7 protein-coding genes are annotated in these 7670 nt (G+C 32.8%); all 7 read right to left on the bottom strand.

Going from position 1 to position 7670, the window contains the following annotated elements; translation table 11 throughout:
• Window positions 1-528: HD domain-containing protein (locus B3J44_RS14655; protein WP_286969235.1), on the bottom strand; the 528-nt coding region annotated here is incomplete at its 3' end.
• 231 nt (window positions 529-759) lie between these two features.
• The gene (locus B3J44_RS14660) at window positions 760-1548 is read right to left on the bottom strand and encodes a TrmH family RNA methyltransferase (RefSeq protein ID WP_286969237.1); all 789 of its coding nucleotides are present in this window, start codon (window positions 1546-1548) and stop codon (window positions 760-762) included.
• 183 nt (window positions 1549-1731) lie between these two features.
• Entirely contained in the window at window positions 1732-2661 is a 930-nt protein-coding gene (locus tag B3J44_RS14665) for a DUF2167 domain-containing protein (protein WP_286969238.1), read from the bottom strand.
• A gap of 27 nt (window positions 2662-2688) precedes the next feature.
• Window positions 2689-3786, bottom strand: coding sequence for a phosphoglyceromutase (locus B3J44_RS14670; RefSeq protein ID WP_286969239.1), 1098 nt, complete (start codon window positions 3784-3786; stop codon window positions 2689-2691).
• Between the two features lie 192 nt (window positions 3787-3978).
• Window positions 3979-5124: a transglutaminase-like domain-containing protein gene (locus B3J44_RS14675; RefSeq protein WP_286969240.1), complete on the bottom strand. Its 1146-nt coding sequence runs from the start codon at window positions 5122-5124 to the stop codon at window positions 3979-3981.
• A gap of 47 nt (window positions 5125-5171) precedes the next feature.
• The gene (locus B3J44_RS14680) at window positions 5172-6503 is read right to left on the bottom strand and encodes a DUF58 domain-containing protein (RefSeq protein WP_286969242.1); all 1332 of its coding nucleotides are present in this window, start codon (window positions 6501-6503) and stop codon (window positions 5172-5174) included.
• 119 nt (window positions 6504-6622) lie between these two features.
• Window positions 6623-7636 (bottom strand): AAA family ATPase, encoded by a 1014-nt coding sequence (locus B3J44_RS14685; protein WP_198856872.1) that lies wholly within the window; start codon window positions 7634-7636, stop codon window positions 6623-6625.
• Window positions 7637-7670 lie beyond the last annotated feature (34 nt).

Below are 7670 nucleotides of genomic sequence, written 5' to 3' on the forward strand. Positions count from 1 at the left end.
AGTTTCAGACGCGATTTTGGTTTGTTTGTATTCGGCCATCGAATCCATGGTTTGCATATTATGCAAACGGTCGGCCAATTTGATCAAAATTACGCGAACGTCATCATTCAGCGTCAGAATCATTTTTCTGAAATTCTCCGCCTGCATTGAAGCATTTAAGTCTTTTTGAACTAGCGAAATCTTGGTAAGACCTTCGACTAATTGTGCCACTTTTGGATTAAACAAGCGTTCAATATCTTCTACTGTAATCGGAGTGTCTTCAACAACATCGTGTAATAAGGCCGCGGCGATAGAGGTCGCTCCCAGACCAATCTCTGAGGCAACAATTTTTGCAACTGCAATAGGATGAAAGATATACGCTTCGCCCGATTTACGTCTCTGCTCTTTATGAGCATCAACTGCAACATCAAATGCTTTTCGAATTAATTTTTTGTCAGTTGGGCTTAAAGTTTGGTAACTTATTCGTAGTAATTCTTTGTATTCCTGCGCAATAGCTTTGTTTTCTTTTTCAATATCTATTTCTGTCATAACGGCATAGTTCAAGTACTAAAAATAAGAATTAGTTTGAACATACGCAAGGCTTTGCCATTGTAGATTTGAGAGTGCAGATTTTAGATTTTTGAAGGTGTAATTTTGAGATTTTTGCTTGTAAAAAAGGGCTTCGACTTCGCTCAGCCTGACAACCGAAAAGCGGATTAAAAATAAATTACAATTTTTAAATTCCAAAAAGGAGTAAAGCGACTTTTAGAAAATCTAAAATCAGAACCCTCTTTGTCTTTTAGCTTCAAAAATTAAAATCGCAGCAGCGACAGAAACATTCATGCTGTCAATTTCTCCCTGCATCGGAATAATGATGTTTTGAGTTGCAGCATCTCGCCATTCTTGTGTTAATCCCGTTGCTTCTGTACCAACAACTAAAGCTGTTGGAGTAGTGAAGTTTTGCGTATGATATGAAGTTGAATTTTGCAAAGTAGCACTGTAGAAATTGATTTTGTTTTCTTTTAAAAACGAAATGATTTCTGATGTTGTTCCCGTAGCAATTTGGTTAGTAAACAAACAGCCAACGCTCGAACGTACAATATTTGGGTTGTATAAATCGCTTTTAGGGTTAGCAATCAAAACGGCATCCAGATTTGCAGCATCTGCTGTACGTAAAACGGCGCCAATATTTCCAGGTTTTTCTAGAGATTCTACAATTAGAATTAATGGGTTTTCGGATAATTTTAAATCAGATAATTTTAGAGATTTGCTTTTGGCAACGGCTAGAATTCCTTCTGTAGTATCGCGATACGCCAATTTTTGGTAAACCTCTTTATTGATTTCAATGATTTGAAAAGGATTTTGAATCAGTTTATTAATTTCTGATTCTGAAACTAATTCTGGTAAAAATAAAACCGTTTCGATTTCGTAACCGCCTTTTATGGCTAATGAAATCTCTCTTAAACCTTCAATCAAAAATGTTCCGGTTTGTTTTCTGGCTTTGGATTTTTCTTGAAGTAAAACCAAAGATTTGATAAACGGATTTTGAATTGAAGTGATTTGTTTCATTTTTTTAAGCGACTAAGATTCTAAGGCGCTAAGGTACTGAGTTTTTTTCTTCCTGCAAGGGTTTTAAAACCTTTACTAAAAAAGGTTTGCCACGAATTTTACCAATTTTCACGAATTTTTCCACACAGTAAAAAAGAAAAACAATTCGTGAAAATTGGTGAAATTTGTGGCAAACAAAAACTTTTACTCTTCAGTAGAATTGTTTTCTTCTAAAAGCGCTGTTTCTTCGGCAGGTTTTGTCACTATTTGGTTTTTGTCTCCAAATAGAAATTTCTTTACGGCTGCAAAAGCGGCTATAATTCCTATTACGATAAACTTTCCAAATTTTGCTAAAACAGCAAAGAAACCAACTTTTGCCAATACTTTTCCAGCAACTAATCCGCCAATTGTCCATGCGGCAACGGTATCGGTATCAGCATCAAAATCTAAGTATTTGTGGCCTTCGTTAAATTCTACGCTTTTAATGATTCCTGGAATACTCGCTTTAACTTCTTCTAACTGATCTATGCCAGCAACAGCAGAAATATTGTACATTCCTTTTCTTCCTAAAACTCTTAAATCGTAATTTAATGTGTGTTCTTTATCTTGACCAAACTGCAACTCTTTTGCCCAATGAAGTACTTTTAAATTATTGTCATAGAATGGAGTAGAAGCCCATCCAATTAGTTGAACTTCAGAATATCCTGCTTTTTTTCTTTCTGCGTTTTCAGCTTTAACATCTTCTTTCATGGTTTTAAGAAGATCATCATAATCAATATCGCCAGCATCGTTATCTTTTACATAACCATCTCCTTGATAGCTTATAACAAACATCCAGCTGTCTGAATGTGTAACACCTTTTCCGTCTGGAACAAGCGAACCCAGAATCGATTTATCTTCTGGATTTCCCCATAAATTACTTAAGACATTTTGGGTTTGTTCTCCATTTAAAAATTTAAATCCTTTTGGAACATTTAAAGTTCCTTGACCTTGGGTAAGTTTAATTTTTCCAGATTCGTAGTTAAAAGATTTTTCAATTTTGTCGTAATAAGCGTTGAGAGTATCAGGTTCGTGGGCGATCATTTTGGTAATTGAAATCGTCCATAATAAAAGAAATAAAACAGTTTTTTTCATTTGGGTTGGTTGGTTTAATGTTAATATTTATGGTTTTTGGTTACTTTGAAATAATTCTGAAATTTCTTTTTCAACAGGATGCGACGTTTTAAAATCGTAACCCATAATTTTTGCTAGAGTTTGTGCAAATTGTTTTTGATAAAATTGAGATTCGGTTTTGATTTCTCCTTTTGAAGCAATTTCTGGTCCCATTACAGCAAACCAAATTTCAGATGCTCTAGGAACATCGGCGCCATGATCTGTCCATTGTGCTTTTACTTTATCGCCGCGTCCGTGATCAACGGTTATAAATAAAGTTGTTTTGTTTTTGTATTGCGGATCATTTTGAACAAAATTCCAAATTTCCTGAATCCATTTGTCAACTTGATTTGCAGCATCTAAATACGAACGATATTGCGCATGATGTGCCCATTCGTCGGTTTCTCCGTAAGCAATGTAAAGTACTTTTGGCTTTTTAGTTTTCAACTCATCCATGGCTTGGTAATGTGTAAAAACATCAAGACATTCATCTTCATGAAAAGGTTTAAACGAATTATCACGCATTTCATTAAGCAATTTTTGAGATGTGGTTGGTTTGTTTCCTCCAACTTTATCAAAAGCAGAAATGACAGGAAAACCGCTTCTTTCTTCGTTTAAAATTCTGTCAAAAGCATCCCAAGCGCCAAAAGCGGCAACTTTTCCTTTTAGTTTAGACTGCTGATTTAGGAATTCCAAAACATTTACATTCGGATTGGCTTTATAGCCATTTGAATTGACTTTTAGATCAACATTTCCAGTCATGATTTCGCTATAACCTGGATAGCTAAACCAATACGGATTGGCAACATCAACTTTGTTTCCTAAATCTCTATTGCCATAAATTTGACCTTTAGTAGCAATTTCAGACCAGAAAAAAGGCATTAGTTTTTTGCGTGCTTCTTTGGTGTCAGAATCTGCATACTTCTTATAAATATAAGCGCTGTCTCCTTGATTGAATTTTTTGTCATTGGCAATCGCAGGATCGATTCCTTTAAAAACTTCCTGCCACCTAAAACCATCTGTAGTAATTATGATGATATTTTCTGTTTTTTGAGCTTGAGTTTGAATGCTTAATAAAATGAACAGAATTAAGATCGCTTTTTTCATTTTCTATTAATTTGAAATTACATTAATTGCTTCAAAACTAATTAATTTAATTAATCAATTTTTACGGAATGACGTAACGTAACTATAAATTAATAAAAGATAAAAACTTGCTAATAGAGAGTATGATGTAGAAAAGGTTCCTAATGACCAATTTTACATTTTTCTAGAATATATCATTTTTATAAAATACTTTTATTTTGTTGGTTTAGCCCAAAACAAATTTGGATTATTTGTCTTGTAATTGGTAGTTTTTACATTTGTTTTAGTATTAGTAAACTCTGCTTTTTGTGGAGTTTGTTCAATTCCATCTAGTGGCAGTAGTTCAACGTAGGCAATTTCTTTACCATTTTTGGCTGTTTCAGTATCATATTCGCTATAAACAGGAGATTTTAGTCTATATAGATTTTTAGCCATGTAAATTTCTAAATAGTTTTCTTTTGTTTGTGTTGCTTTATTATTCCAATTTGCTTCAGGATTTAAAATCAATGTTTTGCCTGTAATTAATCTTTCTCTCACTTCTTGAATTCCAAGCAATTCTCCTTTCTCATTCATGACATAAGCATCAAAAGTAGGATCAATCCAAATCCATTTTTTAAATTCGTTGCTATACACCATGTTAATTACATGGCAATCATCAAAATCAGTTTCTTTTGGCATGCATGTAATGTATCTGGATTTTATGCCCAGAGCTAAATAACATTCATTAAGAATTGTTGCCATCATTCTGCAGTTAAGACCTCGATTTTCGGTTTTGCATATTTTTATTAAATCAATTGCATTTTTTAACTCTGGATTATAGCTGGCACCATCATGTCTAATTGTTTTATGTACCCAATGAAGTAAATTAAGAATTTGAGAAGTTTCACTTCCAGTTCCCACAATTGAATCTAGTTTTAGATCTTTTCTAATTTTCACTAGATTTGGATTTTCCATTGGTTGATAATTGAATTCGGGAATAAATCTATTATCAGAGTAATTATACTTACCTGCTTTTTTTAGTATTTCTAAACGAGATGTAGTGGCTTTGTATTTGATCTGTGTGTAAGCTTTTACAGAGTCATTAAGTAAAATCACAAAATCAAATTGAGTATTTTTTTTAATTTTTATTGAAATAGAATCTTTATCAGTAATAAAAGTGACTTTTTTCCCTAAAGATGATGTTTCATATACATCTGGATTTATTTCGGGAGAAATATTCCAAGATTGTTTTTTGTATGTATTGCCATCTCTAATATCAAGTTTTTTTGATAGTGCTTTTATTGTTGGAATATTTTTTTGACTTGTAGCCAGTTGTGCAAAAAAGGCGAAAAATATAAAAAGACTGATTTTTAATTTCATTATTTGATTTAAAAAATTGAGATGAAACGAACTAGGTACTAAATTAACTATAAAATCCCTCTAGACTTAATTTCTAGATATTTGTTAATGGCATCTAAAGTCAGATTTTCAGGCTGTGTTAAGACAGAATGTATTCCGTATTTCTTTAATTCGTTTACAATTAGTCGTTTTTCGAACATGAATTTCTCAGCAATAACTTTGTCGTAAACTTCTTGAATGGTAGTTGTTTTTTTGTTGATAATGCTGTTTAATTCGGTATTGCTAAAGAAAACAACAACCAACAAATGACTTTTTGCAATTCCTTTTAAATAAGGTAATTGACGATTTAAACCATCCATAGTTTCAAAATTGGTATACAGAATAATCAAACTTCTCTGATTGATGTTCTTTTTAATATCAACATACAATCTACTATAATCGCTTTCAAAAAAATCTGTTTTTACATTGTATAAAGCTTCTAATATTTTTTGCATTTGCGAGCCTCTTCTTTCTGCAAAAACTCTGTTTTCTACTTTTTTAGAAAAAGAAAAAAGACCTGCTTTATCTTGTTTTTTCAAAATCACATTAGATAAAACCAAAGCCGAATTAATGGCGTAATCCAGCAAACTTAATCCATCAAAAGGCATTTGCATTACGCGCCCTTTGTCGATTGCCATATAAACCGACTGTGATTTTTCGTCCTGGAACTGATTGACCATCAAAGAGTTTCTTTTTGCAGTCGCTTTCCAATTCAGCGTTCTCAAATCGTCGCCTTGAACATACTCTTTTATCTGCTCAAATTCCATTGTGTGACCAATTCGGCGTATTTTTTTGATTCCGTATTGAAATAAATTGTTTGAAAAAGCAATCAAATCATATTTTCTTAACTGAATAAAAGAAGGATATGTTGGAACCATTTGATCATTATCAAAAGAAAATCTTCTCGAAATAAGTCGTAACGGAGAAGAAACATAGATGTTTAGAGATCCAAAATGATATTCTCCGCGTTCTGTTGGACGAAGATCGTAACCAATTTCTTTTTGTGAAGCTGCTTTTACTGTTTTTACGATTTTAAAATCGCGAACCTGAAATTGAAACGGAATTTCATCAATAATCTTAACCGAAATAGGAAAAGTATAATGATTTTTTAGATGTAGTTTTATTGGATTTAAATCTCCGTTTGATAACTTTTCTGGTGTAATTCTTTCTGCTTCTAGACCTGTTCGAGCAAAATACAAAAGCAAAATGTCAAGCACTAAAAAAGTAACTAAACCTAAAACAAGCAGCCAAACTGCATTGTACATATTCGGAAAAATAAAGGCACAGATAAACAATCCTATAATGCCAATGAGCACATAGAAAAAGAAATTGTTGAGGTATAGACTTTTTATGAATTTCAAGTTTTTCGTTTTTTTTTAGTTCTTCCTTCAAGGTTTTCAAACTTTGGAGGTGTAGATTACTTTGTGTGAAAAAAAATAATGCCTACGAGGTTTTGAAAACCTCGCAGGATTATATAAAATTACCTTGGAATTTCCACGGTTTCGATAATCTGTTTAATAATTTCTGAACTTGTAATTCCTTCCATTTCGCGTTCTGGAGCTACAATAACACGGTGTTGTAAAACAGGAATTGCAGCTTCTTTAATATCTTCTGGAGTAACAAAATCGCGTCCGCGTATTGCAGCAAAACCTTTCGAAGCATTTAAAATGGCGATTGAAGCACGAGGGGAAGCGCCTAAATATAAAAAAGCATTTTCGCGCGTGTTTACTACGATTCTGGCAATGTATTCTAATAAGTTTTGTTCTACTCTAATTTGTTTTACCAGACCTTGATATTCTTTGATTTCTTCAGCAGAAAGAATCGTTTGAATAGCATCTAATTTTCCATGATCTTGTAATGTATGTTCTCTTTGGATGATTAAAATCTCTTCATTCAATTTTGGATAATCAATTGTGATTTTAAAAAGAAAACGATCCAATTGTGCTTCAGGCAAACGATATGTTCCTTCTTGTTCCACTGGATTTTGTGTTGCAATAACCAAAAATGGAGCTTCTAATTGATAAGCAGTACCATCTATTGTAATTTGACGTTCTTCCATTACTTCAAAAAGTGCGGCTTGTGTTTTTGCTGGAGCACGGTTGATCTCATCAATCAAAATCAAATTAGAGAAAATAGGACCTTTTTTAAACTCAAATTCTGAGTTCTTCAAATTAAAAATTGAGGTTCCTAAAATATCTGAAGGCATTAAATCTGGTGTAAACTGAATTCTGCTGAAACCAATATTTAAAGTTTTGGCCAATAATTTAGCTGAAATTGTTTTGGCAACTCCAGGAACACCTTCTAAAAGAACGTGACCGTTTGATAAAATAGCTACCAAAAGCTGATCAACCATTTTGTGTTGCCCTACAATTACCGTTTCAATCTCTTTCTTAATCGTATTTACATGATCTAAAAGAGGCGTTAAATTAATTCTTGTCTCAAAATTCACATTTTCATTTGTGATTTCTCCTGATGTTGTATTGATATCGTCCATAATTTGGTATGTTTTTTTTGCCACTCCCGATAGC

Source organism: Flavobacterium sp. UBA4854 (assembly GCF_002399805.1).
Taxonomy (GTDB): Bacteria; Bacteroidota; Bacteroidia; order Flavobacteriales; family Flavobacteriaceae; genus Flavobacterium; species Flavobacterium ginsengisoli.